At 40.0% G+C, this 24,819-nt stretch carries 23 protein-coding genes and 1 pseudogene; 23 read left to right on the plus strand and 1 reads right to left on the minus strand.

The window, feature by feature from the left end; translation table 11 throughout:
• The 11 genes from MHB58_RS04710 to MHB58_RS20280 all read left to right on the plus strand — a co-directional run bounded on the left by MHB58_RS04710 (nt 1) and on the right by MHB58_RS20280 (nt 10,180).
• On the plus strand, nt 1-774 hold the full coding sequence (locus MHB58_RS04710; RefSeq protein ID WP_340734779.1) for a dihydroorotate dehydrogenase electron transfer subunit: 774 nt from the start codon (nt 1-3) through the stop codon (nt 772-774).
• Complete coding sequence (locus MHB58_RS04715; RefSeq protein ID WP_014824530.1) at nt 771-1,682, plus strand: dihydroorotate dehydrogenase; 912 nt, start codon at nt 771-773, stop codon at nt 1,680-1,682. Before MHB58_RS04710 ends, MHB58_RS04715 begins: the two co-directional genes overlap by 4 nt.
• Before the next feature lies 1 nt (nt 1,683).
• Nucleotides 1,684-2,391: an orotidine-5'-phosphate decarboxylase gene (gene pyrF / locus MHB58_RS04720; protein WP_014824529.1), complete on the plus strand. Its 708-nt coding sequence runs from the start codon at nt 1,684-1,686 to the stop codon at nt 2,389-2,391.
• Nucleotide 2,392: 1 nt separating this feature from the next.
• Nucleotides 2,393-3,025, plus strand: a complete 633-nt coding sequence (gene pyrE, locus MHB58_RS04725; protein WP_008403361.1) for an orotate phosphoribosyltransferase — start codon at nt 2,393-2,395, stop codon at nt 3,023-3,025.
• A 616-nt stretch (nt 3,026-3,641) separates the two neighbouring features.
• The gene (locus MHB58_RS04730) at nt 3,642-4,652 is read left to right on the plus strand and encodes an ABC transporter ATP-binding protein (RefSeq protein ID WP_008403360.1); all 1,011 of its coding nucleotides are present in this window, start codon (nt 3,642-3,644) and stop codon (nt 4,650-4,652) included.
• Nucleotides 4,649-5,596, plus strand: a complete 948-nt coding sequence (locus MHB58_RS04735; protein WP_340734780.1) for an ATP-binding cassette domain-containing protein — start codon at nt 4,649-4,651, stop codon at nt 5,594-5,596. Before MHB58_RS04730 ends, MHB58_RS04735 begins: the two co-directional genes overlap by 4 nt.
• Before the next feature lies 1 nt (nt 5,597).
• The gene (gene opp4B / locus MHB58_RS04740; RefSeq protein WP_340734781.1) at nt 5,598-6,560 is read left to right on the plus strand and encodes an oligopeptide ABC transporter permease; all 963 of its coding nucleotides are present in this window, start codon (nt 5,598-5,600) and stop codon (nt 6,558-6,560) included.
• A gap of 40 nt (nt 6,561-6,600) precedes the next feature.
• Complete coding sequence (locus MHB58_RS04745) at nt 6,601-7,515, plus strand: ABC transporter permease (RefSeq protein ID WP_087615454.1); 915 nt, start codon at nt 6,601-6,603, stop codon at nt 7,513-7,515.
• Between the two features lie 17 nt (nt 7,516-7,532).
• Nucleotides 7,533-9,383: an oligopeptide ABC transporter substrate-binding protein gene (locus tag MHB58_RS04750; protein WP_340734782.1), complete on the plus strand. Its 1,851-nt coding sequence runs from the start codon at nt 7,533-7,535 to the stop codon at nt 9,381-9,383.
• A gap of 223 nt (nt 9,384-9,606) precedes the next feature.
• Complete coding sequence (locus MHB58_RS04755) at nt 9,607-9,738, plus strand: hypothetical protein (RefSeq protein WP_340734783.1); 132 nt, start codon at nt 9,607-9,609, stop codon at nt 9,736-9,738.
• Nucleotides 9,739-10,012: 274 nt separating this feature from the next.
• Nucleotides 10,013-10,180: an acetyl-CoA hydrolase/transferase C-terminal domain-containing protein gene (locus MHB58_RS20280; protein ID WP_445683154.1), complete on the plus strand. Its 168-nt coding sequence runs from the start codon at nt 10,013-10,015 to the stop codon at nt 10,178-10,180.
• A gap of 159 nt (nt 10,181-10,339) precedes the next feature.
• Here the strand turns inward: MHB58_RS20280 and MHB58_RS04765 are convergent, their stop codons facing one another.
• Nucleotides 10,340-12,022, minus strand: a complete 1,683-nt coding sequence (locus MHB58_RS04765; protein ID WP_340734784.1) for an Rqc2 family fibronectin-binding protein — start codon at nt 12,020-12,022, stop codon at nt 10,340-10,342.
• Nucleotides 12,023-12,431: 409 nt separating this feature from the next.
• Here MHB58_RS04765 and MHB58_RS04770 point away from each other — a divergent pair, with 409 nt between their 5' ends.
• From MHB58_RS04770 to rsgA, 12 genes and pseudogenes are all read left to right on the plus strand, one after another.
• Nucleotides 12,432-13,307, plus strand: coding sequence for a YicC/YloC family endoribonuclease (locus MHB58_RS04770; RefSeq protein ID WP_014824522.1), 876 nt, complete (start codon nt 12,432-12,434; stop codon nt 13,305-13,307).
• A gap of 16 nt (nt 13,308-13,323) precedes the next feature.
• Complete coding sequence (gmk, locus tag MHB58_RS04775) at nt 13,324-13,941, plus strand: guanylate kinase (RefSeq protein WP_008403353.1); 618 nt, start codon at nt 13,324-13,326, stop codon at nt 13,939-13,941.
• A gap of 4 nt (nt 13,942-13,945) precedes the next feature.
• The gene (gene rpoZ, locus MHB58_RS04780) at nt 13,946-14,170 is read left to right on the plus strand and encodes a DNA-directed RNA polymerase subunit omega (protein WP_008403352.1); all 225 of its coding nucleotides are present in this window, start codon (nt 13,946-13,948) and stop codon (nt 14,168-14,170) included.
• Nucleotides 14,171-14,259: 89 nt separating this feature from the next.
• Nucleotides 14,260-14,805: pseudogene (coaBC, locus tag MHB58_RS04785) on the plus strand (bifunctional phosphopantothenoylcysteine decarboxylase/phosphopantothenate--cysteine ligase CoaBC); the annotation flags it as partial.
• 14 nt (nt 14,806-14,819) lie between these two features.
• Nucleotides 14,820-17,228, plus strand: coding sequence for a primosomal protein N' (priA, locus tag MHB58_RS04790; RefSeq protein ID WP_340734785.1), 2,409 nt, complete (start codon nt 14,820-14,822; stop codon nt 17,226-17,228).
• 23 nt (nt 17,229-17,251) lie between these two features.
• Nucleotides 17,252-17,743 carry a peptide deformylase gene (gene def / locus MHB58_RS04795; RefSeq protein WP_008403349.1) on the plus strand — a complete coding sequence of 164 codons (492 nt, stop codon included), beginning with the start codon at nt 17,252-17,254 and terminating at the stop codon, nt 17,741-17,743.
• A 3-nt stretch (nt 17,744-17,746) separates the two neighbouring features.
• Nucleotides 17,747-18,688: a methionyl-tRNA formyltransferase gene (fmt, locus tag MHB58_RS04800; RefSeq protein WP_014824520.1), complete on the plus strand. Its 942-nt coding sequence runs from the start codon at nt 17,747-17,749 to the stop codon at nt 18,686-18,688.
• On the plus strand, nt 18,685-20,046 hold the full coding sequence (gene rsmB / locus MHB58_RS04805) for a 16S rRNA (cytosine(967)-C(5))-methyltransferase RsmB (protein WP_008403347.1): 1,362 nt from the start codon (nt 18,685-18,687) through the stop codon (nt 20,044-20,046). The genes fmt and rsmB overlap by 4 nt, the downstream gene beginning before the upstream one ends.
• Nucleotides 20,047-20,049: 3 nt before the next feature.
• Entirely contained in the window at nt 20,050-21,198 is a 1,149-nt protein-coding gene (gene rlmN / locus MHB58_RS04810; protein ID WP_008403346.1) for a 23S rRNA (adenine(2503)-C(2))-methyltransferase RlmN, read from the plus strand.
• A gap of 10 nt (nt 21,199-21,208) precedes the next feature.
• Complete coding sequence (locus tag MHB58_RS04815; protein WP_014824519.1) at nt 21,209-21,955, plus strand: Stp1/IreP family PP2C-type Ser/Thr phosphatase; 747 nt, start codon at nt 21,209-21,211, stop codon at nt 21,953-21,955.
• A gap of 2 nt (nt 21,956-21,957) precedes the next feature.
• On the plus strand, nt 21,958-23,925 hold the full coding sequence (pknB, locus tag MHB58_RS04820; RefSeq protein ID WP_014824518.1) for a Stk1 family PASTA domain-containing Ser/Thr kinase: 1,968 nt from the start codon (nt 21,958-21,960) through the stop codon (nt 23,923-23,925).
• A gap of 11 nt (nt 23,926-23,936) precedes the next feature.
• Nucleotides 23,937-24,818 (plus strand): ribosome small subunit-dependent GTPase A, encoded by an 882-nt coding sequence (gene rsgA / locus MHB58_RS04825; protein WP_008403343.1) that lies wholly within the window; start codon nt 23,937-23,939, stop codon nt 24,816-24,818.
• Nucleotide 24,819 lies beyond the last annotated feature (1 nt).

Here is a 24,819-nt window from a genome sequence, read left to right on the forward strand (position 1 = left end):
ATGATTCGTCAAGAGAAAATGACAGTTGTAGCGCAAAAGCAAATTGCGACGAATATTTTCGAATTGACACTACAAGGACAACTGGTTCAGGACATGACGCCTGGCCAGTTTGTTCATGTAAAGGTGTCAAATACATTCGAACCTTTGTTACGTCGACCAATCAGTATTGCCAATGTAGATAAAGAAAAAAATGAATTTACGATGATTTACCGTGCTGAAGGCCGTGGCACGAAATTTCTGGCAACAAACCGCGAAAATGAAATCGTGGATGTGTTAGGCCCGTTAGGGAACGGGTTTCCTGTTGAAGCGGCAAAGCCCGGCCAGACTGCGCTTTTAGTAGGAGGGGGAATTGGTGTCCCGCCACTCCATGAATTAGCGAAACAACTGAATGCGCGCGGCGTGAAAACGATCCATGTTCTAGGTTTCCAATCAGAGGATGTATGCTTCTACGAGGAACAGTTCACTGCTTTAGGCGATACTTACTATGCAACAGTAGACGGCACGAAGGGAACGAAAGGGTTTGTTACAACAGTATTTGATGAGGTGAAGCCCAAGTTCGATCTGTTTTATTCATGTGGTCCATTGCCGATGCTTCGTGCTTTAGAAGGCTATTACCCTGAAAAAGAAGGGTACTTATCCTTTGAGGAACGAATGGGCTGCGGAATCGGTGCATGCTTTGCATGTGTATGCGATACGACAGAAGGTTATGGAAAAGACTATGTAAAAGTGTGCTCAGACGGGCCAGTATTCCCGAAAGGAGTTGTGGCATTATGAGCCGATTAAACTTACAATTGCCAGGTTTGGACTTGAAAAATCCAATTATGCCCGCGTCAGGCTGCTTTGGCTTTGGACGCGAATATGCCCAGCTTTATGATTTATCAAAGCTAGGTGCTATCATGATTAAAGCAACAACAGTGGAAACGCGTAAAGGAAATCCGACACCGCGTGTAGCCGAAACATCAGCAGGCATGTTAAATGCGATCGGCCTGCAAAATCCAGGTATTGAAAAGGTAATGGGTGAAGAGCTGAAGTTTTTGGAAAGCTATGATGTCCCGGTTATTGCCAATGTTGCCGGCACGGAAGTTGCGGATTATGTGGAAGTAGCAGACCGTATTTCAAAGGCCTCTAACGTAAAGGCGTTAGAATTAAATATTTCTTGTCCGAATGTAAAATGCGGCGGGATTCAATTCGGGACAGATCCGGAAACAGCTAGACAGTTAACTGCTGCTGTAAAGGCAGTTTCAAGTGTACCTGTATATGTGAAACTATCTCCGAACGTGACAAATATTGTAGACATTGCCAAAGCGGTGGAAGCAGGCGGAGCGGACGGTATAACGATGATTAATACACTTGTGGGTATGCGTTTGGACGAGCGTACAGGGAAACCTGTCATTGCAAACGGGACAGGCGGCTTATCAGGTCCTGCCATTAAACCGGTAGCTATCCGTATGGTGTATGACGTTTATAAAGCTGTGAATATTCCGATTATCGGCATGGGTGGAGTGACTTGTGCACAGGATGTGATCGATTTTATGTCTGCAGGTGCATCAGCTGTGGCAGTAGGGACAGCAAACTTTGTGGATCATTTCGTATGTCCGACAATCATCGAGGAATTACCGGTCTTGCTTGATACATTAAATGTGAAGCATATTTCAGAAATTATCGGAAGGAGCCACCGTTAATATGAATACAAAACCAATTATTGCTTTAGATTTTCCTGGTGAGAAAGAAGTTATGGGCTTTTTAGGACAATTTGAAGAAAACCTTTTCGTTAAAATCGGAATGGAACTGTATATGCAGGAAGGCCCAACTATTGTCCGAAAAGTAAAAGAACAAGGACATGATATATTTTTAGACTTAAAGCTTCATGATATCCCGAACACAGTGAAATCAGCAATGAAGGGCTTAGCAGGGCTAGGTGTGGATTTAGTGAATGTTCATGCAGCAGGTGGACGGATGATGATGGAAAGTGCATTGGAAGGTTTGGAGGCGGGTACACCAGCTGGAGCTAAAAGAGCGGCGTTAATTGCCGTTACACAACTGACTTCTACGACTGAACAGCGAATGCATGATGAGCAAAAAATTGCCCTATCTTTGAAAGAATCCGTCTTACATTATGCACAGCTGACAAAACAAGCAGGTCTTCACGGTGTTGTCTGTTCTGTTCATGAGGCACAGGCTATTCGTGAAGCATGCGGAGATGACTTTTTACGGGTAACACCGGGAATCCGTATGCTTGGTGGGGAGGCACATGATCAACAGCGTATTGCAACCCCTGATGGTGCTAAAAAAGACGGCTCATCACTTATTGTTGTAGGACGTGCCATTACAGGTGCCGTCAATCCGGTGAAAGCATATCAAGAAGTTTGTAACTTATGGGAGGCTAATTAAAATGTCATTACAAAACGAAATTGCACACGCAATGCTAAAAGTAGGAGCGGTGGAATTGAATCCGACCGATTTATTTACATGGGCTTCAGGAATTCAGTCACCAATTTACTGCGATACACGTTTAACTATTTCAGATCCAGTTATTCGCAAGCAGCTTGCCAACGGACTTTCCTCATTAATTAAAGATCATTTTTCTGACTGTGAAGTAGTGGCGGGTACTGCAACTGCGGGGATTCCTCATGCTGCATGGGTAGCGGATATTATGCAATTGCCGATGGTTTATGTGCGTTCAAAAGCAAAAGAGCACGGCCGCGGAAATCAAATTGAAGGAAAATATGCAAAAGGTCAAAAAGTCGTTGTAATCGAGGATATCATTTCAACAGGAGGTTCATCCATTACTGCTGTTGAAGCATTACGAAATGCAGGTTGTGAAGTGTTAGGGGTCGTATGTGTGTATACATATAATTTGCCTAAAGCGGATCAGGCGTTTGATGAAGCTGGCGTGAAATTTGTTTCATTAACAAATTTTGATTACTTAATCGATGCAGCAAAAGAGGCATCAGCCATTCAGGAAAAGGACATTCCTTTCTTAAAAAATTGGCATCAAGATTTAAAAACAGGTAAACTGAGATAAAGTAAAACTTCAATCCGGGGGCTCATCACCCACGGATTGTTAGTTGCACCAATCGGGCTTTTACGGGTAGTTGGTCACCCGCCTGGGTGTCTTACTACCCGTTAATGCGGGATAAAAAAATATTAAAAATATTCAAAAACGTGTGAAGTTATCAAAAATATACTTTACACGTTTTTGTTATAGTTATATAATTCCATTATGTGAAATATCAGTTTTTTTAATAATGAAGTTTAATGAAATGCTTTTTTATTAAACAAGCCTAAAAGTAATTCTCGTTGTTTTATGTTGGAAAAGCGATAATTTTAATCATTAAACGTTAATTTTTAAATTAAATTATCGGAAAATTTAAACTTAAAAGAATAGTTTGCTATTGATAAATTTAAAATGTTAAATTAGAATAGTTAGAAAGTTTAATAATTGACATGTAAATATGTTTTATGGATAATTTACAATGTAATACAAAAATTAACAAATAATTAATATTTTAAAAAGACTGAGTATTAGCAAGGTTTAAATTTTTTTGATAAGGGTATTTTATTCTATTTGGAAAAATTTAATTATAGAACGAGTTTAGCAGAGTCGAAGGTATGTTTAAGGAGAAAGGAGCGGTTATATAGTGTCTACGAATGAATTATTAGAAATCCGAAATTTACGTACGAGTTTCCGAATTAAAGATACATACTACCCAGCTGTAGACAATGTTTCGTTAACGCTTCGCAAAAATGAGATTTTAGCAATTGTTGGTGAATCAGGTTGTGGGAAAAGTACTTTGGCAACATCAGTGGTTGGGTTGCACAATTCTGTTACTACAAAAGTTGAAGGGGAAATTCTTTACAACAATCAAAACTTAGTTAAATTGACAGATGAACAGTTTAATAAGTTAAGAGGAAATGACATCGGTTTCATTTTCCAAGATCCACTTTCTGCATTAAACCCATTAATGCGTATCGGTGAGCAAATTGAGGAAGGGTTAATTTATCATACAAAATTAACTAAAGAACAACGTGAAAAACGTGTTATTGAATTATTGGATCAAGTAGGGATTGCGAATATGCAACGTGTTGCAAGTCAATTCCCGCATCAGTTATCTGGTGGTATGCGTCAGCGTGTCATGATCGCCATCGCATTATCAGGAAAGCCTGCAATCATTATTGCGGATGAACCGACAACAGCGCTTGATGTAACAATCCAAGCGCAAATTTTAGACTTATTAAAGTCTCTGCAAGATGAAATTCAATCAGGCATTATTTTAATTACACATGACTTAGGGGTTGTTGCTGAAGTAGCGGACCGAGTAGCTGTAATGTATGCCGGAGAAGTAATAGAGGAAGCACCTGTTGTGGAATTATTCAGAAATCCGAAGCACCCGTATACAAGATCTTTACTGAAATCAATTCCTCAAACAAACAGTGAGAATGAAAAATTAGAAATAATTCAAGGGATGGTTCCTTCTTTAATGAAGTTACCACGCCAAGGCTGCCGTTTCTCATCACGTATCCCTTGGATTCCGCAATCAGCACATGAAGCAAATCCACAGCTTCATGAAGTTGCTCCTGGCCACCTTGTACGCTGTACATGTTGGAAAGATTTCCATTTTGAGGATGAGGAAGGGAGCGTAAATCAATGAGTTTCATGCAAGTAGAAGATTTAAAAGTTCACTATCCGATCCGAGGTGGATTTTTTAACACAGTAGTTGACCATGTTTACGCTGTAGATGGTGTAACGATGGAATTTGACCGGGGGAAAACTTACGGTCTTGTAGGGGAATCGGGCTCAGGTAAATCGACTACCGGTAAAGCAATTATCGGGTTGGAAAAAATTACATCAGGCCGTATTCTTTATGAAGGTGAAGATGTAACAAATGCACGCCGTAAACGTGATTCAGCCTATAACCGAGATATCCAGATGATATTCCAGGATTCACATTCCAGTATGAACCCGCGTAAACGTGTATTGGATATTTTAGCAGAGCCAATTCGTAATTTCCTGAAGTTGTCTCCGCAAGAAGAGCGCAAACGTATTAATGAGCTACTGGCAATTGTAGGGATGTCAGAGGACGTACTACTTAAATATCCGCACGAATTTTCTGGTGGACAAAAGCAACGTTTAGGGATTGCCCGTGCTGTTGCATGTAACCCAAAAATGATTATTGCTGATGAGCCCGTTTCGGCACTTGATTTATCCGTCCAGGCACAAGTTTTAAACTTTATGAAGGATATTCAGGAACAATATGGAATTAGTTATTTATTCATCTCTCACGATTTAGGTGTTGTTCGCCATATGTGTGACCACATTTCTATTATGTATAAAGGTAGATTCGTAGAAACAGGTAAGCGTGAAGATATTTACACAAATCCGCAGCATATTTATACAAATCGTCTGCTTTCTGCAATTCCTGATATTGAGCCTGAAACACGAATTGAACGTAAGCTTGAACGTCAGCAAGTTGAAGCAGCATATCGCCAGGAACAACATAAATATTACGATAAGGATGGAAAAGTATATCCTTTAAAATCGATTTCAGGCTCACATAGAGTAGCAATGTCTGAAGATGAAAAGGAGCGTGTATAGTATGTGGAAAACGATAGTTCGCCGTGTATTAATAATGATTCCGCAGCTATTTATTTTAAGTCTCCTAATTTTCATATTAGCGAAACAAATGCCAGGGGATCCATTTACAGGATTAATTACTCCTGAGACAGATCCGAATGTTATTGAAGAATTACGTGTTAAAGCAGGTTTCTATGATCCGTGGTATGTGCAGTACTACAACTGGATTACAAATGCTGCACAAGGTGACTTCGGTCAAAGTTATACATTTAAAAAGCCTGTTGCAGATATTATTGGAGACCGTGCAATGAATACATTATTACTTTCATTGCTTAGTGTAGTTTTCCTTTATGTGCTGGCGATTCCTCTAGGAGTACTGGCAGGACGTTACCACGATTCATTTTTAGATAAATCTATTGTACTTTACAGTTTTATCTCTTATGCAATCCCTGCATTCGTACTGTATTTAATTTTCGTATTCATTTTCGGTTACCGACTGATGTGGTTCCCGACAAGTGGTACGGTGGAAATAGGGTTAGACCCGGGAACCTGGAGTTATTATTGGAGTAAGTTCTACCATTTATTGTTACCGGCAGCCAGCTATGCACTGCTAGGTACGACGGGTGTCATTCAATATTTACGTTCGGAAATTATTGATGCAAAAACAATGGATTATGTTAAAACAGCACGCAGTAAAGGGATACCGATGAAGAAAGTTTATTCTCGTCATATCTTCCGTAACTCTTTGTTACCGATTGCAGCGTTCTTAGGATTCACGATTACCGGTTTACTCGGTGGATCGATTTTCATTGAAACTGTATTCGCTTATCCGGGAATGGGTAAATTGTTTGTCGAATCCATTTCAAGTCGTGACTACAGTGTAATAACGGCATTAGTAATGTTATACGGCTTCTTAGCATTATTAGGTAGTCTATTATCCGATATTATCTTAAGTATAGTGGATCCGCGAATTCGCATAGACTAATCAATCAATTAATAATGACTAAGGAGAGGTGATTTTAATCATGGAAAACAAAAATGAACAGACAGTAGAAAAATTAGAATCTCAAAGCTCTCCACCAACTGGTATTCAAGTAATATGGCGAGAGTTTAAAAAAGATAAATTAGCGATGTTCTCATTAATAGGAAGTATTCTGCTAATGATTGCGATTATGATTATGGCATTCTTCACTATTGATCAGACTGAAGTAATGAAAATTCAATTATTGGAGCGCTTCACTGAACCTGGTGTCCGAGGTTATCTCCTTGGAGCCGACGAAGCCGGACGGGATATGTTTGGGCAGCTGATCATTGGCGCTAAAAACTCAATCTTGATTGCAATTGCTATTACAATTATTGCAAACGTAGTAGGTATCGGTCTTGGTATTATTATGGGGTATTACGGTGGTTTCATCGATAATTTCTTCATGCGTATTATTGATTTCTTTATTACTCTACCAACTACAATGATTATCATCGTAGTCGTAACAATCATTCCATCATACGGAATAGTAGATTTAATATTAATTATTGCAGCATTTCAGTGGATGTCGACGGCCAGACTTGTGCGATCCAAAGCACTTTCTGAAGCACGACGCGATTACATTAGTGCCTCTAAAACAATGGGTACAAGTGATTTCGCGATCATGTTTAAAGGATTATTGCCAAACTTAAGCTCACTACTTATTGTCGAAGTGACATTAAGCTTTGCGGGAAATGTAGGGATCGAAACAGGTCTTTCATTCTTAGGTTTCGGTTTACCACCGTCAACACCAAGTTTAGGAACTTTAGTAAGTTATGCTATGAACCCGATAATTTTATCGAGTAAATGGTGGGTATGGTTGCCTGCATCAATATTAATTTTAGTAATGATGCTTGGTATAAATTACGTTGGTCAAGCGTTACGACGCTCTGCTGACGCAAAACAACGTTTAGGATAATAAGGGAGGAAAAACAGATGAAGAAAAAGAAGGGTTTAATGCTGTCATCAGTATTTGCTACGGCACTAGTATTAGCAGCTTGTGGAGGCGATGAAGAAACGTCAACTGAAAAACCGGCTGAAAATACGGATGGTACAAAGACAGAAGAAAGTACAAATGACGGCGGTTCTACTGCACAATCTCCATCACTTCCATCAGAAGTTACAAATGATGGAGAAGCAATTCAAGGTGGTACGTTACAATATGCATTAGTAACAGATTCTCCTTTCCAAGGTGTTTTCTCTTGGGAATTATATGAAGATGCTTATGATTCTGAAATTTTAGGCTTCATGTCAAATGTAATTTTCGATACAGATGGCGACTTCCTTGTAACTGATGAAGGGATTGCGAAGTTAGATGTCGATGCAGATAACAACAAAGTAACAATCACTATCCAGCCTGATGAGGTGAAATGGTCTGATGGAACGCCACTAACTGTTGAAGATATCATTTATCCATATGAAATTATCGGTCATCCAGATTATACAGGTATCCGTTATGATGATGACTTCAAAAACATCATCGGTGCTGCTGAATATAAGGCAGGTAAAGCAGATACAATCTCTGGTATTAAAAAGATCGATGACAAAACAGTTGAAATTTCTATGACTAAAGTTTCGCCGGCTATCTATTCTTTAGGTGACGGTTTATGGGGTTATGCAGCGCCGAAACATGTGCTGAAGGATATTCCAGTTAAGGACTTAATCTCTTCAGATGCGGTACGTAAATCTCCTGTAACTTTAGGACCATTTAAATTAGATAAATTAGTTGACGGTGAATCTGTTCAGTTCGTAGCGAACGAGCATTACTTCAAAGGTAAACCGAAATTAGACAAAGTTGTATTACAAGTTGTCCCTTCATCTTCTATCGGTGAAGCATTACGTACAGGTAAATACGATATGGCTTCTTCATACCCGACGAACCAGTATGATGGCGTAAAAGATCTTGAAAACTTAACAGTATTAGCTCGTCCGGAGTTAGCATACTCTTACCTTGGCTTCAAGCTTGGTAAATGGGATGCAAAAGGAGGAGAGGATAAAACCGGCTTAAACATTACGGATGAAAATGCAAAAATGAATGATGCTAACTTACGTAAGGCAATTGCTTATGCAATGGATATCGAGCAAGTTGGTGAACGTTTCTACCAAGGATTACGTTCACGTGCAACATCATTAATTCCGCCAGCGTTCGCTTCATTCCATGACAATTCTTTAGAAGGATACAACTATGATCCGGAAAAAGCAAAAGAGTTATTAGATGAAGCTGGATACAAAGATGTTGACGGCGACGGCATCCGTGAAGATAAAAACGGTGAGAAATTTGAAATCCGCATGGCAGGTATGTCAGGTTCTGATACTGACGAAGCAATCGTTGAATACTACCGTCAAAACTGGAAAGATGTTGGTTTAGATGTACAGTTAACAACTGGCCGTTTAATCGAGTTCAACAGCTTCTACGACAAAGTAAAAGCGGATGATCCGGAAATCGATATGTTCATGGCAGCATGGGGTACTGGTACAAACCCATCTCCACTTGGTTTATACGGTGAAGGAGCTTCATTTAACTACAGCCGTTTCGTAACACCGGAATTACAAGCATTATTAGTTGATATCGACTCTAAAGAAGCGGTAGATCCAGAATACCGTGCGGATGCATTCCGTAAGTGGGAAGAGTATATGTTCGAACAAGCAACAACAATTCCGACATACTTCCGTACAGAAATCATTCCGGTTAACAAACGTGTGAAAAACTACAATGCTAACTATGCTAATGATACAATGGATGATTTACAATTACTTGAATTAACAGCTGACGCACCAATTAAATAATTATAATTTATTAACAATAAAAACCGCTTAGAAAATTTCTAAGCGGTTTTTTAAGTTTAAAGTATTTTAAAATTATAAACTATTAAATTTTACATGGAATCTCTCATTTTGTTGAACTTTATTGGTAACAACTAGCTAAATTAACAAACATGGAATAATTTTATGGCAATAATTACCTATAATTGTTATTTGTGCTATAATATAGGTGAAAGGGGGGGATATCATGAAGAAAGTTAAAGTATTAATTTTGGCATGTTTACTTGCAGTTGGATTTACAGCAAGTGTTAGTCCTATGTCAGCATCAGCTAATGGTTGTGGTAATATGCCGTGTAAAGAATATAAATGGTTGAATTAATGGGTGTTAAAGTAATTATGAATAAAAGTGGAGTCGCTGATTTCAAATGTGGTAACAGAAGTTAGGGACAAACTAAAATATCAGTGATTAAAGATGCTGGGATAACCCCTGGCTTCTAACTGAAAAACCCCAGAACTTTTAAGCATCGTAAAAGTTCTGGGGTTTTGTTTTTGGGGTATAAAAATGGTTGCTTCTCTGTTAAATTTCGGGAGATTTCACACGTAATGAACGTATTGGAATTTTTGTTAAGAAGTCCTAAGCGAAAGGTGGAGACATTTCGTTAATCGTGCCAATGGTTGCATACTGTGAAAATACGGAACATGATGTAGATGTTATCGAAACAGAGAATGGTATTGCCGATTTACATGGAATAACGCCCAAAGAGCGAATAAAAGTAATTATTAAAAACTGTGTGCATCCTGACTTTAAAAAGGCTATGTGAGATTATTATAACTATGCGGTTGAAAAAACAGGTTATACATATACACTACTTGATAGAGAAAAATCATTATTATGGCATGTGAATTACCTAAAAGTAAAATGATGAAGTAATAATTATGATAGCATACTCTAAAAATTTATTAGAGTGCACTTTTAATATTTACTTTTTCAGCTTCATAACAATCGCTTCATCCGGTGTTACATAAAGCGTTTTTTGTTCAAAATAAATGACAAACCCTGGTTTTGCACCATTCGGTTTTTTCACATGGCGAATTTCCGTATAGTCTACCGGAACCGATGAAGAGTCGCGTGCTTTGGAAAAATAAGCACATAATACGGCGGCTTCCGTTAATGTCTGCTCATCCGGGTTTTCCGAATGGATGACAACGTGCGACCCCGGAATATCTTTCGTATGTAGCCATACTTCGTTGCGTTTTCCAATTTTGAATGTCAAATAATCATTTTGTTTATTGTTTTTGCCGACCGAAATTGAAATACCTGAAGTAGATACAAATTTTTCAGGTTCGGGTTTTGTCGGTTTCTTTTTTCGTTTAGCCTGGCGAATTCGCAGTAAACCTTGTTCTGCCAGTTCTTCACGGATTTCTTCAATATCTTTAGTGGAGGCTTGCTGTACTTGCTGTGTAAGCATTTCCAAATAGTTGATATCTTCAGTTGCTTTATGTTTCTGTTCTTCAATCATAACCAACGCAGTCTTTGCTTTATTGTACTTTGTGTAATAGCTTTGCGCATTTTCGATCGGTGTTTTTCTCGGGCTAATCGGTATTCTTACTGTTTCGGCATTTTCACTGTAATAGTTTTCAACATCTACAAATTCTGCACCTTTTTCGAAATTATAAAGATTGGCCATCAAAAGCTCACCGTAAAGTTGGAACTGCTCCAGATTTTGAGCACGTTCGAAATCTTTTTGAAGCTTTTTTTGTTTCAGCTTTAATTTATTCAATTCATTTTGCAGCCAGCGTTCAAGATCACCCGCTTGCTGTTTTACCCGGTCCCGTTTTGCACGGGCAAAAAATACACGGTCAAGCAGTTCGCCAAGTGTTCCATAGTTTGTAACAGCACCTGATAAATGAGTTAACGCTGTTGGCGAGAAGTAGATTTTTCCTTCCTGCTCAACATAGGTCGGGTTTGCACTCGTTGCAATTTCATTCATCAGCTGTCTGCAAGCAGTAACAGCATCAGTTGTTGTGATACGGTGCAGCAATTCATTCGCATGCAATGGAGAAAAACCGGCAAACTGTTCGACAATGTCTTTAGCGGTTAGTTGTTTTGAGAAAACCTCTTTCAACTCAACATCCGATAAACTTGTCAGGGCAATTTTTTGTTGTTGGGGCGGTGCGACATACTGCTGCCCCGGTAAAACAGTCCGGAAGCTGTTCATCGATGGCGGCAGATGTTTTATGCTATCGATAATTACATCGTTTTTAGCATCGATTAACAGCAAGTTACTATGACGCCCCATAATTTCAATGACGAGTTTTCGCTTTACCGCATCGCCGATTTCATTTTTACTGTCAATTTCAAAAGTGATTACCCGTTCAAAGCCGTCCTGAATGACAGCTGAAATAAAGCCTCCTTCAATATGTTTGCGTAACAGCATACAAAACATTGGCGGATCTGCCGGATTTTCAATCGATTGATCTGTTATGTGAACACGGGAATACGAAGGGTGAATAGAAAATAATAGTTTACTATTTTGGCCTGCTGCACGAATTTGCAATACAACTTCAAGTGCATTCGGCTGATAAATTTTTGTAATACGTCCGGAAGTCAAGCTTTGTAGTTCCTTGCTCATCGAACGAGTAAATAGTCCGTCAAATGCCATCTTTATGCCTCTTTCATTATATAAGTTCTTTGATTGTTTTATCATACCATTTTTTCGTTGAAACCTGTAGTTATCGCAAATTACTATATATTAAGGAAACGTATTATTAATATGAGGGAAATATGATTAAAGCCTGTTGATTGGAATGGAGGGGTGGCGACTCCAGCGGGAGCAGCGTGACGCCTGAGACTACAAGCTCAGGCCACGCCCGCGGAAAGCGTCCGCCCCGGAATGGAAATCAACTCCCTAATTATAGGAAGCCAATTCTTTCCTTCTTACATAAAATAAAAAGTATTTTATTACATCCTATCTATGATAAAATATATATTTGGATAATAGACGTTAACGCAAAATCGATAACACATATGCTATAATTGAAACAATTAAGTAAAGAAGGATGTGACGAACCTTGGTACGTAGTATGACCGGATTCGGCAGGGGGGTCACAACAACGAAACACTTTCAACTCACTGTTGAAATTCGTGCTGTGAATCATCGTTTTTTAGAAATTAATACAAAGTTTCCAAAAGAATGGATGGAATCTGAAGTAGTAGCAAAAAAAATGTTGTCGGATGCAGTTTCTCGTGGGAAAATAGATGTTATCATTTTTCTGAAGGAGCTCCATGACACTGAACAGACGATTCAAATCAATTGGTCACTGCTCAATGCTTTCCTCCAGGCAAAAAAGGAATTGTCACGAACGGTTCCAATGGAGGAAAAGTGGACAATGCAGGAGATTGTGAGTTTGGACCAAGTGTTGCAGGTTGAAAAAATTGAGTTTATGCAGGATGAGATCATAGAATCTGTAAAAAATGCATTGGCAGAAGCGATTCAAAACCTCATTGCGATGCGTGATCGTGAAGGGCAAGGTCTGCAGCAAGTGATGCTACAGTACAAAAAAGACCTTGAAGCGCAAATTGCTGAAATACGCCACTATGCACCGCTCGCAGTTGAAAAATATCGCGAACGTTTAATGAGCCGTTTAGAAGAAGTGGCGAGCGGTCAAACGTTGGATGATCGTTTACTTACGGAAGTTGCGATTTATGCAGAGCGAATTGATATTACAGAAGAGCTGGACCGGTTGGATAGCCATTTCAATCAGTTGTCCGAAACATTAAATGAAAACATTGCGATTGGACGGAAGCTTGATTTCATTATGCAGGAAATGAACCGTGAAATTAATACAATCGGTTCAAAAAATCAGTCAACCCAATGTTCAGCTGCAGTTGTACAGGCAAAGACGATTTTGGAAAAAATGCGTGAACAAGTTCAAAATATTGAATAATATAAAGGAGTTACTTATGAAAAAACAACGTGGATTATTAATTGTTTTATCTGGTCCATCAGGTGTCGGTAAAGGGACAGTTCGTAAAGAGCTCTTTTCACAACCGGATACAAATTACGAATATTCGATTTCAATGACAACGCGTAATCCTCGCGAAGGAGAAGAAGATGGTGTAGACTATTTCTTTAGAACACGTGAGGAATTCGAATCGTTAATTGAGCAAGGAGGCTTACTGGAACATGCGGAATTTGTCGGCAATTATTACGGTACACCACTTGCATATGTACATGAAACGCTAGAAGCAGGACGCGATGTATTTTTGGAAATTGAAGTACAAGGAGCAGCACAAATTCGTGAAAAAGCACCAGATGCGTTGTTTATCTTTTTAGCACCACCAAGCATTACGGAACTGGAACAACGTTTAGTTGGTCGTGGTACGGAAACAGAAGATGTAATCGCCCGTCGTATCGCTACTGCACGTGAAGAAGTCGAAATGATGAGTTTATATGATTATGTTGTAGAAAACGACCAAGTTCAAAATGCATGTGATAAAATAAATGCTATCATAGTAGCAGAGCACTGTCGTCGTGAACGTGTGGAAAAACGCTATTTGTCAATGTTGAGAGGAGAATGAAACCATGTTATATCCATCAGTAGATAAGTTAAAAAAACAAATTGATTCTAAGTATTCTTTAGTGAGCTTAGCTTCAAAACGCGCGCGCCAAATGCAAGAAGAGGGCGGCGAGCACTTAAGCTCATACGTTTCTTACAAACCAGTAGGAAAAGCATTGGAAGAAGTAGCTGCCGGAAAGCTTCGCAAAGTTCAACAAGACGCTTCAACTGTTTACGAAGACGAAATCTAGTTGTTAATTTACTAAAAGAATACTCCCTGAGTAGAAGCTCCCTAAGAATTTTTCTTTGGGAGCTTATCCTTTGAAAGGACGGTAAAATAATGAAAAAAAACAATATACTATTGTGTGTGTCGGGTGGAATTGCTGTATATAAAGCGGTAGCGTTAGTAAGCAAACTGTCTCAGGCAGGCTTCAATGTAAAAGTGATCATGACAGCTTCAGCACAAAAGTTCGTTACCCCTTTAAGCTTCCAGGTGATGTCTAAAAATGATGTGTTTTTTGATACGTTCGATGAAAAAGATTCCAATGTCATTGCCCATATTGATCTGGCGGATTGGGCAGATTTAATTATCGTAGCTCCTGCAACAGCCAATATGATTGCCAAAATGGCACATGGAATGGCGGATGATATGGTAACAACAACATTACTTGCAACGACTGCACCTGTTTGGGTGGCACCGGCGATGAATGTACATATGTATGAACATCCGGCCGTTTTACGGAATATTGCACAACTTCACGAAGATGGCATCCGCTTTATCGAACCGTCTGAAGGATTTTTGGCATGCGGCTATGTAGGGAAAGGTCGTCTGGAAGAGCCGGAAAAAATTACTGCACTCGTAGAAAAGCATTTCCGTGAGCAATCAGGAAGCGATGGACAATGAGATTTGCACAAGTAATCGTCGATGTTTCCGCATATCCGGTTGACCGTCCTTTCGACTATTTAATACCGGAAGATTGGGAAGAGCTGATTGACATAGGATGTCGTGTAAAAGTCCCATTCGGACCGCGCAATGTGCTTGGTTTTGTCGTCGGCATTGTAGCCGAATCAGACGTTCCGGTTGAAAAAATAAAGCCGATTTCAGAAATACTCGATTTGGAATCCATTTTGACTGAGGAAATGCTGAGCTTGGCAAAATGGCTGAAGCATCAAACAATCTGTTATGAAATTGATGCATTACAAGTAATGCTACCGGGTGCTTTGCGGGCCAAGTATGAGAAGTATGCTGTCCTGCTAGGCGAAGTGCCGCAATTACCTCAAATGCTGCAGCCTTACTTTGAGAAAGCCAAAAAAGTGAATTTAGTACAATTTGAAAAGGCAAATTTATTAAAACCATTAAAACGGGCAGTAAAAGAAGGTCTTGTCAATATTGAAAATGAAGTGAAACAAAAAGGCCAAGTGAAACAAGTACGTAAAGTGCAAATTTATCCCCGTGAACAAATAGAAGAAGTGATAGAACAAATGGGAAAACGGGCACCAAAGCAGCTGGCATTGATGGAATGGATGCAAGACCATGCTGGAGCCATCGTTTTACCGGAACAAATATATGAAGCCGTTCAAGTGACAAGCAGTGTATTAAACAGTGTCATTGAAAAAGGGGCAGCAGCGTATATACAAGAGGAAGTTTACCGTGATCCGTTTACAAAGGAAGTCGTAAAAACAGACTTTTTACAATTAACAGATGAGCAAGACAAGGCACTGAAAAAAATTACGGAAGCCATAGATGAAAAACGTCAAGAGACCTTTCTTCTTCACGGCATTACAGGCAGCGGCAAAACAGAAGTGTATCTACAGGCAATTCAGCGCACAATTGCAGACGGGAAAGAAGCGATTGTACTCGTACCTGAAATATCATTGACACCACAAATGACGGAGCGTTTTAAATCGCGTTTCGGTGACGAAGTGGCAGTTATGCATAGCGGATTGTCTGTCGGTGAAAAGTATGATGAATGGCGAAAAGTGCAGCAAGGAAAAGTAAAGGTAGTAGTAGGTGCACGGTCAGCTGTTTTTGCACCGTTTAAAAATCTCGGTCTGCTTATTTTGGATGAGGAACATGAGTCAACATACAAGCAGGAAGATTCGCCTCGCTACCATGCACGGGATGTCGCGATATGGCGCGGAAATTATTATAATTGTCCGGTTATTTTAGGAAGTGCGACACCTGCATTAGAATCGTTTGCACGTGCGAAAAAAGGTGTGTATACGTTACTGACATTGTCACAGCGGGCAAAAAATCAGGCATTGCCGACCGTTCAGATTATCGATATGCGGGAACAGCTGCAGGCAGGAAACCGTTCGATGTTTTCTGAACCGCTTATGGAAGCATTAAGGGATCGTCTCGATAAAAAAGAACAGACCGTCCTATTTTTAAATCGCCGCGGCTACTCATCGTTTGTATTATGCAGGGATTGCGGGACAACAGTGCAATGTCCGAACTGTGATATTTCGTTGACGTACCACCGCTATCAGGAAAAGCTGAAATGCCATTATTGCGGTCACGATGAATATATACCGGAAACATGTCCTGAATGTCTAAGTGAAAACATCCGTTATTTCGGTACCGGAACTCAAAAGGTTGAAGAAGAAATTCATAAGCTGTTCCCGGAAGCACGTGTTATGCGGATGGATGTCGATACGACAAAACAAAAAGGGGCACATGAAAAAATGCTCGATGCGTTCGGCCGAGGGGAAGCGGATATTTTGCTCGGTACGCAAATGATCGCTAAAGGACTTGATTTCCCGAATATTACATTAGTCGGAGTATTGAGTGCCGATACCTCGCTTCATTTACCGGACTACCGTGCAGCGGAAAAAACATTCCAGCTCATGACACAAGTAAGTGGTCGAGCAGGACGCCACAATAAACTGGGCGAAGTATATATCCAAACTTATACACCGGAGCATTATGCAATCCAGCTATCAAAAGATCAGCATTATACTCCGTTTTACGAACGCGAAATGCATGCAAGACACATTGCAGGATATCCGCCATATTTTTATATTGCGCTTATTCAAGTGTCGCATGAAGACGTCATGTTTGCTGCTGAATATGCCGGCCGTGTTGCCGAGTATTTGCGGTCCAATTTATCATTTAATGTTTCCGTTATCGGACCGACCACTGCCAGCATCGCTCGTCTCCAAAATAGATATCGTTATCAATGTTTGATAAAATATAAAGTAGAGCCAAATTTGATTCCGGTTCTTTTACAGCTAATAAAACTGTATCGTTCGGAATGGATAAAAAAAGGCATTGTGTTAACAGTTGATTTAGATCCGACAATGATCTAATGCATATAGAAAGAGGTATTGAAATGGCAATTAAAGAAGTTGTAAAAAACCCGGCGAATATACTATCAAAAAAAACAAGAGAAGTTGAAGTAATCGATGAAAATATCATTCAACTTTTAGATGATTTATATGACACGATGGTAGAAAATGATGGTGTAGGAATTGCTGCACCTCAAATTAATGTTGATTTACGTGTAGCAATCGTAGAATTAGGTGAAGATATTTTAGAAATGATCAACCCGATTGTACTTGAAACACGTGGAGAAGAAGAAGATGTGGAAGGCTGTTTAAGTTTCCCGGACTTATTTGGCATGGTAAAGCGCCCAACATACGTAAAAATCGAAGCCTCAGATCGTGAAGGACGTATTTATGAACTTGAAGCTGAGGACTTTGAAGCACGCTGTATTTTGCATGAAATCGATCATTTAGATGGCGTTTTATTTGATTCGAAAATGACGCGTGTATTAACAGAGGAAGAATTAGAAGAGCTATACGCGGACGTTGAGGAGGAATAATCGATGACAAAAATCGTATTTATGGGAACACCTGCCTTTTCAGCGCCAATTTTGCGTATGCTTCATGAAGAGGGCTATGACATCGCAGCGGTTGTTACACAGCCGGATCGTCCAGTTGGGCGTAAAAAAGTATTAACACCGCCACCTGTAAAAGAAGAAGCACTACGACTAGGCTTACCGGTTATTCAACCTGAAAAGTTGCGCGGTTCACAGGAGCTGGAAGAAATTTTAGCATTAAATGCGGACATTGTCGTAACGGCGGCATTTGGACAGATTTTGCCGAAAGAACTGCTTGAAGCACCTCGACTAGGTTGTATTAATGTCCATGCATCATTATTACCTGCATATCGAGGCGGTGCACCAATTCATCAGGCAATTATCGATGGACAGGCATCAACCGGTGTAACGATTATGTATATGGCGGAAAAACTGGATGCCGGGGATATTATTTCACAACGGGAAATTGCCATTGAAGATACAGACAATACAGGTACAATGTTTGATAAATTAAGTGCAGTAGGTCGTGAACTATTAAAAGAAACAATGCCATCGATTATCGACGGAACAAATGCCCGCATTCCACAGGATGAATCACTCGTAACATTTGCGCGCAATATTAGCCGTGAGCAGGAGTTGATTGATTGGAATAATGAAGCGCGTGCATTGTATAATCAAGTGCGCGGACTACACCCTTGGCCTGTTGCCTATACGACATTTGAAGGGGCTAACTTTAAAGTCTGGGCAGCAAAGGTTGGGGAAACTGCAACAAATGCTGCACCGGGAGAAGTCGTGAAAATTGAAAAAGATCATTTTGAAGTAGCGACAGGCGATGGCAGTACATTGGCGCTGTATGATGTACAACCAGCAGGTAAGAAACGCATGACAGCAGAAGAGTTTTTACGTGGTACGGGCTCGAAATTACAGATTGGGGACCGTTTTGAATGAGTAAAAAGAAACAAGTAATTTGGGACGGTAATGTGCGGGATGCCGCTTTAACGATTTTACTGACGGTCGATAAAAGCCAGGCATACAGTAATTTATTATTACACCAAACGATTGAAAAATATAAAATCGATGCGAAAGATCGTGGCCTGTTAACAGAGCTCACATATGGAACATTGCAGCATAAACTGACACTGGATTATTATCTGGAGCCATTTATTCGCGGAAAAGTGGATATTTGGGTGCGTTGGCTGTTGCGTATGTCGCTCTATCAAATGCAGTATTTAACACGTATTCCTGCACACGCCGCTGTCAATGAAGCAGTGGAAATTGCAAAACGCCGAGGCCATAAAGGGATTGCCTCAATGGTAAATGGTATTTTACGTTCGATTTTACGTGAAGGTGTTCGTTCAACCGATTTAATAGAAGATGCAAATGAGCGTCTGGCAATCGAAACAAGTCACCCGCAATGGCTGGTCGATCGCTGGGTTGAAAGCTACGGCTATGATAAAACACGTGAAATGCTGCTTGAAAATAATATTGCACCATTGCAGACAGTACGTGTCAACACGACGAAAGCAACTGTTGAACAAGTATTGACAACACTTGAACGTGAAGGTGTAAAAGCGCGCCGCAGTGAATATATACCTGAATGTCTGCATCTTGAAAGCGGGCAGGCCGCACGTACGGGAGCGTTCCGAAATGGGCTTATTACGATTCAGGATGAAAGTTCGATGCTGCCGGCAAAAGTGCTGAATCCGCAACCAGGTATGAAAGTACTTGATATGTGTGCAGCACCAGGAGGGAAAACAACGCATCTTGCTGAAGTTATGAAAAACGAAGGCTCGATTTTAGCGACCGATCTTCATCCGAAAAAATTGGATTTAATCGAAGAGAATGTCGCGCGTCTAGGATTGAATATTATCGAAACAGCTCCGCTTGACGGAAGAAAAGCAGCAGGCTTCTTACAAAAGGAAGGCTATGATGCGATTCTGGTTGACGCACCTTGCTCAGGTTTGGGCGTAATGCGACGCAAGCCGGATATTAAATATACAAAGCGAGAAGAAGATTTAGAGAGCCTGCAAACAATTCAGCTTTCGATTTTGAATAATGCAGTCCAGCTATTAAAACAAGACGGACGATTAGTGTATTCAACATGCACAGTAGACCGTAGTGAAAATGAAGGTACAGTACAAGCCTTCTTAAAAGAGCACCCTGAAATGAACTTGGTGCCGATTGAAAATTTACCAACACAACTAGAAGCGAAGCAACAGGACGGGATGCTGCAAGTATTCCCGCAAGATATAGGCAGTGACGGATTTTTCGTAGCTGCATTCGTAAAAAAAGGAGCGTCCAATTAACTAATGGAGCAAGAACAATTAAAACAATTTGATGAACGAATTCAGGATTTAGTGGAAGAAACAGCAGATAAACCGGTACGTCGTGCGAAGAAAGAAAAGCCACAGTTAAAACCTTCCGTCTACTCATTACGTCTAGATGAAATGAAGGAATGGCTGACAGCAAATGGAGAAAAGGCTTTCCGGGCAGCGCAAATTTATGAATGGCTTTATGAAAAGCGTGTCCAAACATTTGAAGAAATGTCAAACTTGCCGAAAGCATTGCGTGAAAAACTTGAGGCCGAGTTTGCATTAACGACACTATCGACAATTATTAAACAAGAATCAAAAGACGGCACGATCAAGTTTTTATTTCAGCTGCAAGACGGCTATTCAATTGAAACTGTATTGATGCGCCATGATTACGGTAATTCAATTTGTGTAACGACACAAGTAGGCTGCCGTATCGGTTGTACATTCTGTGCATCTACGTTAGGTGGCTTGAAGCGTCATTTAATGGCAGGTGAAATTGTTGAGCAGGTCGTAAAAGTTCAGCAACAGCTTGACGAAACAGAAGAGCGTGTATCTTCAATTGTTATCATGGGAATCGGTGAGCCGTTTGACAACTACGATGCGATGATGAATTTCCTTAAAATTATGAACGATGACAAAGGATTAAATATTGGTGCGCGTCATATCACGGTTTCGACTTCGGGAATTGTACCGAAAATCTATGAATTCGCAGATGAAGGCATGCAAATTAACTTTGCGGTTTCTCTTCACGCACCGAACCAAGAGGCACGTCAGAAATTAATGCCGATTGCCAAAGCATATAAATTAGAAGAGTTGATGGAAGCAGTAAAATACTATACGAAGAAAACAGGGCGTCGTGTTACATTTGAATACGGTTTAATGTCAGGTCAAAATGATACAGAAGAAGTAGCAATGGAACTGGCAAAGCTGATCAAAAATATTAAATGTCATGTTAACTTAATTCCGATTAACTACGTGCCGGAACGTGATTATATTCGTACATCACGCAGTAAAATTTTTGCTTTTGAAAGAACGCTTAAGGAGCAAGGTATTAACGTAACAATCCGCCGTGAGCAAGGTGCAGATATTGCAGCTGCATGTGGCCAGTTACGTGCACAAGAACGATCACACGAAACAAAGTAGGTGGACTATAGTGAACTTTACAGTGGAAAGTGATATTGGGTTGAAGCGAAAAATAAATGAAGATCGGGCCGCGTTTTTTGAGCGCCCCGATCATTTTAAGCTTGCGATTTTAGCAGATGGTATGGGTGGTCATAATGCTGGTGATGTAGCGAGTGAAATGGTTATTACCGAAATGCATGCACTCTTTAAACAGGAAAATGCAGAAAATTTTGCAACTAAACAGTTAAAGCTGGAATGGTTGCGTAATGCGGTGTCACATATTAATCAAAAAATATATCATTACTCATTAACACATGAAAATTGTCAAGGTATGGGTACGACAATGATCGCTGTGTTGCTTGATAGGAATGATTGCACGATAAGCCATGTTGGCGACAGTCGTGTATACCATATTACAAACGAAACAGTAAAGTTAGTAACAAGAGATCATTCTTATGTAAATATTTTATTGGAAAATGGAGAAATTAGTGAAGAAGAGGCACAAAATCATCCTCAACGGAACTTTATTTTAAAAGCACTCGGTACAGAAATTTCGATTGAACCTGATTTTTATGAAATCACTCTATCAAATGAGGCCTTTTTACTCATTTGTTCCGACGGGTTAAGTAATAAACTGTCTACAGAGGAAATGGGCAAAATTATTACTACACAGGTTTCCGTTCAGGAAAAAGGAAAAAAATTAGTTCAATTAGCAAATGAGCGTGGTGGAGAAGATAATATTTCCCTTATCTTAATGACAACGGTGCAGGAGGTGTAACAATGCTAGTAGGAAAACATATAAGTGGCCGTTATAAAATTTTAAAATTAATTGGCGGAGGCGGTATGTCAAATGTATATTTGGCACACGACATTATTTTAAGCCGTGACGTCGCAATTAAAATATTGCGTTATGATTTATCGAATGAAGAAGAATTGCACCGTCGTTTCCAGCGTGAAGCATTGTCTGCAACAAGTTTGACTAATCCTAATATCGTAAGCATCTATGATGTTGGCGAAGATGGGGATATGCACTATATTGTCATGGAATACATTAAAGGGAAAACATTAAAACAATACATACAAGAGTTTTCACCTTTATCTGCAGCGCGTAGTGTCCATATAATGAAGCAGCTTACATCGGCAATTTCCCATGCACATGAAAACGGAATTATTCATCGAGATATAAAGCCTCAAAATATATTGATGGACGAAGAAGGAAATGTGAAAATCACTGATTTCGGGATTGCGACATCGCTTGGAGCAACAAGCTTCACGCAAACGAACTCAGTCATCGGAACAGTCCATTATTTATCGCCGGAGCAGGCACGCGGCGGTGTAGCAACGATGAAGTCAGATATATATGCACTTGGAATCGTTTTTTATGAGCTTTTAACAGGTGAATTGCCATTTTCAGGGGAATCTGCTGTATCTATTGCGTTAAAGCATCTGCAGGCGGAAACACCTTCCGTACGTGAATTCGATGCAAGCATTCCGCAAAGCGTGGAAAATATCGTATTAAAGGCAACAGCAAAAGATCAAAACCACCGCTACAGCAATGCAGAAGAGATGGAAGAAGATTTAAATACATGTTTATCATTACAACGGGTGAATGAACCTAAATTTATGCCGCCGGTTGATAATGGGGCGACAAAGCTAATGCCGATTATAAAAGATCCGAAGCCTGTACCTGTCCCGGTTCAGGAGCCATCTACCGGCATTACGGAACAGACAGTCCGAATCGATTCAAAACCGCCTGCAGAGGAAGAACCGAAGCCGCTTAAGCCAAAAAAGAAAAAGAAAAAATGGCCGCTTATCGTTGGTCTATTAGTTCTTTTAGCAATTGGTGCAGTAGTAGCAGCTGTTCTTTTAACACCAAATAGAGTAGTCATAGAAGATGTGACAGATATGACGGTTGAAGAAGCAATTCGAATTTTAGAAGAGCAAGGTTTCGTTATTGGCGAACAAGAGGAACGCAACAATGAAGAAATTGAATCCGGAAATATCATTGAAACGAATCCGCAAGCAGGTCGGGAACGTGATAAAGGCACTACGGTGGATTTAATCGTCAGTATCGGTAAGGAATTGACAAAGATGGAGGATTTCGTCGGTAAACAGCGTGATGATGTAATCGATGCGTTAGAAGAATATAATAGCTATGATTTTAGAGAGGAATATTCTTCAGAGCATGCAGCGGGCGAAATTATCGGTCAAACACCGGAAGCTGGAGAGGAAATTCACGTCAATGAGACAGATGTTGTATTAACAGTTAGTAGAGGACAGGAACAAGTAACGGTGCGTGACTTGATGGCGTTTAATGATGCAAACCGTTCAGAATATGAAAAAAGCTCAGGTTTTAAAGTGAATGTAACTGGTGAAGAATATTCGGATAAACCGGCAGGTGAAGTAATCAGTCAAACACCAAAAGCAGGCACGAAGCTTGAAAAAGGTGGCACAATTAATGTCGTCATCTCAAAAGGACCAAAAGCAAAACAGGAAAAGTTCTATACAAAAACAATTGAAATTCCGTACGAGCCTTTTGAAGAAGGGATCGAGCAAGAGGTCTCCATTTACATTCAGGACAAAACACGTACAATGGCAGAGCCTGTAGAAAAGTTAACGATTAATGAAGATACTTTATATACAATTAAGCTGGTCATCGTTGAAGGGGACAAAGCAGCCTATCAGATTGTACGGGATAACAATGTAATCGAAAATAAAACAATTACGTATGAAGAATTGGCGGAATAAGGAGGAATTGGATGGCGCAAGCCCAAATTCGAAAAGCATTAAGCGGTTATTATTATGTTGAAAAAGACGGCAATTTAATTCAATGTCGCGCTCGTGGGATTTTCCGTAATCGCGGAGAATCACCACTAGTCGGCGATTTTGTGGAATATTCCTATGATGGGGAATCGGATGGTTCCATCGATAAAATACTGGAACGTCACAACGAACTCGTCCGACCACCGATTGCGAATGTGGATCAGGCATTACTTGTGTTTTCCGCAAAAGAACCGGATTTTAATACAGTGCTGCTCGACCGTTTTTTAGTCGTGCTCGAGTCGTTCCATGTACAGCCGATCATTATTTTAACGAAGATGGATTTATTAAATGATGCAGAACGTGCACATCTACAAACATACATTGACGACTATAAAGAAATCGGCTATGACATTATCGAAACATATATTGATGATCCAACATTGCTGGAGAAAATTGAACCATACTTGCAAGAAAAAACATCGGTGCTTGCCGGACAGTCAGGTGTCGGAAAGTCAACATTATTAAATACATTGCTTCCTGAGCTTGATTTAAAAACAGGTATTATTTCAAAAAGTTTAGGGCGCGGGAAACATACAACTCGCCACGTCGAGCTGATTGAAGTATGCGGCGGACTATTGGCGGACACACCAGGCTTTAGTTCTTTTGATTTTGAAATGATAGAAAAAGAAGAGCTGACATCCTGTTTACCAGAGTTCGAACGTATTAGCGAGAATTGTAAGTTCCGTGGTTGTCTGCATATAAAAGAACCGAAATGTGCGGTAAAACAGGCAGTAGAAACGGGAGAAATCCGTTCGTACCGCTATGAGCATTATGAACAAATCTTACAAGAAATTATTGACCGAAAGCCGAGGTATTAGA

It is taken from the genome of Solibacillus sp. FSL K6-1554 (assembly GCF_038005185.1).
Classification (GTDB): domain Bacteria; phylum Bacillota; class Bacilli; order Bacillales_A; family Planococcaceae; genus Solibacillus; species Solibacillus silvestris.